Below are 1,566 nucleotides of genomic sequence, written 5' to 3' on the forward strand. Positions count from 1 at the left end.
GTTTCACGATAAAAACCACCCTCAGGATGAGGCTGCAATTGCAAATTATCGATCGTTTGGATGACAGTATCCGAGAGTGGCAGGGGCGGCATGAATGAATATTTACCAGAAAAGTTGGTTACAAACTAGATCGATGCATGACACTACACACCATAACATCGATCGAGCTTAATTGCGTTATGTGTCAATGTTTGAGATTGGCGATATCGCTAAAAACTTGCGAATTTGATCGACACGTTCCAGCGTAGTCTCTTGATCGATCGTCCGTTCGGGTAGTACTAACTTAGATCTCTTGGGTATAACAAATAAAGATCCTAGGTATGGGAGATCGGCCGCTACTTGAATATCGAGTTTATTTGGACATGGCTGGTTGATTTTCATCGATCGATCTCATCTTCAACTCAACTGGGAATAGTCTTATCAATTAGAGTTCCCCAATCCGATCGAGAACAAGCAAGTATTCAGCCTAGTGGCGATCTGGATCGATTCGATCGATGACTATGCCCAAAAATCGGGAAGATCGTCGGCAGGCGACTGACTGACCAAAATAAGACAATCGATCTTGTCGATCGATGCCTGTAAACTTGCTAATGTTGCTGGAGTTATTACCGTAGATTTGGGCGCATTAGTCAGCCATCGATCGACCTGATGCCAGAGATCGCGCTCTTGAGGCAGATCGATAACCAATTCACCCAACAACTCACTAGCAGCGGGAAAGCCTTTTTGAATTAAGGGCAAAATTAAAAATGGATCTAAATGGAGCACCATTTGCCACCAAATTTTAGCCTCTGACTGGATTTTTGCATGATGTTCTCTCATTTGCTGGAGAAATGCAGCATTACCTTTTCCGGTTAACATCTCCTGGGGCATCCCCACGGCAGGAATCGATACACATCTAAGCAAATGAGAATTTTGGACGAATTCTGCTGGTGTCGGACTTAAATAAACCCGTTCGTTGCAAACATTGCAATGACGAACATTGTCGCTGTCAGTCGGTTGTAGATCATGCCATTGTTTGGGACAAAGTAGCTCAAATGCTTCGGGACAATTCCAAATATCTGCGAATCTGCGATCGTTCATGCTCTAATCTAGTTGTTATTTGCCACGGTGATTGGCTCTAGTTTTCACCGATTATAACTATGACATCTGCTTTTTCCCGTTTTCCCGATCGAGTGCAAGCTGCGATTACTTCCCGCTTGGGCTGGACATCATTGCGCCCAGTCCAAGAACTGGCGGGACATGCGATCCTTGATGGCTATAATACGATCGTCCTCGCGCCGACGGCTGGGGGAAAAACAGAAGCGAGTATGTTTCCGCTGCTGGCGCAGATGGTGGAGCAGGAACCGCAGGGGGTGGGGATTCTGTATATCGCGCCGATTAAGGCGTTGTTGAATAATCAAGCCGATCGATTGGGGCTGTACACTGAGATGCTCGGTTTGAGTCGGTTTTTGTGGCATGGGGATATTAAAGCGGCTGAGAAAAAAGTCTTTCGGAAGCAGCCAGCGACGCTGTTGATGACGACTCCCGAATCCTTGGAAGTAATGCTAATGTCGGCGAGTGTGCCCC

At 46.3% G+C, this 1,566-nt stretch carries 2 protein-coding genes; one reads left to right on the forward strand and one right to left on the reverse strand.

Annotated elements, in window-relative coordinates; translation table 11 throughout:
- Nucleotides 1-498 precede the first annotated feature (498 nt).
- Complete coding sequence (locus RMO27_RS14370; protein WP_309733660.1) at nucleotides 499-1,080, reverse strand: hypothetical protein; 582 nt, start codon at nucleotides 1,078-1,080, stop codon at nucleotides 499-501.
- A gap of 59 nt (nucleotides 1,081-1,139) precedes the next feature.
- Here RMO27_RS14370 and RMO27_RS14375 point away from each other — a divergent pair.
- The coding region (locus RMO27_RS14375) for a DEAD/DEAH box helicase (protein ID WP_309733662.1) at nucleotides 1,140-1,566 on the forward strand (427 nt) is incomplete at its 3' end.

The organism is Chamaesiphon sp. OTE_75_metabat_556, assembly GCF_031378165.1.
GTDB lineage: Bacteria > Cyanobacteriota > Cyanobacteriia > Cyanobacteriales > Chamaesiphonaceae > Chamaesiphon.